The sequence below is a fragment of the Halomicrococcus pelagicus genome (genome assembly GCF_050954125.1).
Genome location: NZ_JBPBWC010000047.1, coordinates 1 through 944, shown reverse-complemented (window position 1 = coordinate 944; position 944 = coordinate 1). Strand labels below are relative to the sequence as shown.

Here is a 944-nt window from a genome sequence, read left to right as displayed (position 1 = left end):
GAAGGGCTCTGTTGAATCACTAGACAGCGTCGGGGTGAGTCGCTAGATCAAAGGAGTTGAAGCGGGAGACTGCGAATGTCCATGACGCAAATCTCCCGCTTCACTAGCGAGGTTGTCCCGATTTCTCAAAGAGTTACTGGTGACGGAGACGAATCCGCCGCCCCAGACGGTGGCGGCGGATTCGCCGACTACGCGCTCGTTTCTCTCCATTGTCTCCGGATTTACCTCGACACGTCCTACCGGATGACGATTGACCTGCTGAAAGAGATGGCACAAATAACCGGGGAGATCGGCCTCAGCGCGGCCGATCTCCCCTCGCCATCCACGTTGTGTAAAGCATTCGACCGGATCAGCATGAGCGTCTGTCGAGTGCTGCTGCGCCAGTCGGCGCAGCTGCACGATCCGTCCGAACACGGTGCGATCGACGCCACCTTCTACGAACGCTCAGCTGCGAGTCGCCACTACTGCCAGCGAATCAGCTACCGCGTCCAAAAATTGAAGATCACGAAACTCGTCGATACAGCGTCGCAGGCTGTCCTTGACGTCCACTGCTCGACGAACCGGAACGGAAGTGACGCAGACCGTGCCGAGCAGATCGCCCGCCGGAACGCGGGCGATCTGCGGTCTCTCGCCGCCGACAAAGGATACGATAAGCAATCGCTCCGCGAATCCCTTCGTGACCTCGGGATTCGCCCGCTCATCAAACATCGCATCTTCGCGCCTTACGATCACGCGCACAACGCCAGAATTGACGAACAGCGCTATAATCAGCGCTCGATGACAGAGACCGTCAATTCGGCTGTCAAGCGCTCGCTCGGCTTCGCCGTGCGAGCGCGTTCCTGGTTCCGTGAGTTCCGAGAAATCGCCCTGATGTGCGTCGTCTATAACATAAAGCGTGCTGTGAAACAGTGAATTCCACCGCCCTATGGCGATTCAACACAGCC

Annotated in this window: 1 protein-coding gene; it reads left to right on the top strand. The window is 58.1% G+C overall.

The features are described 5' to 3' along the window. The first annotated feature begins 81 nt into the window (after positions 1-81). Positions 82-912 (top strand): IS5 family transposase, encoded by an 831-nt coding sequence (locus ACRYA2_RS26560; RefSeq protein ID WP_433634818.1) that lies wholly within the window; start codon positions 82-84, stop codon positions 910-912. The last annotated feature ends 32 nt before the right edge of the window (positions 913-944 follow it).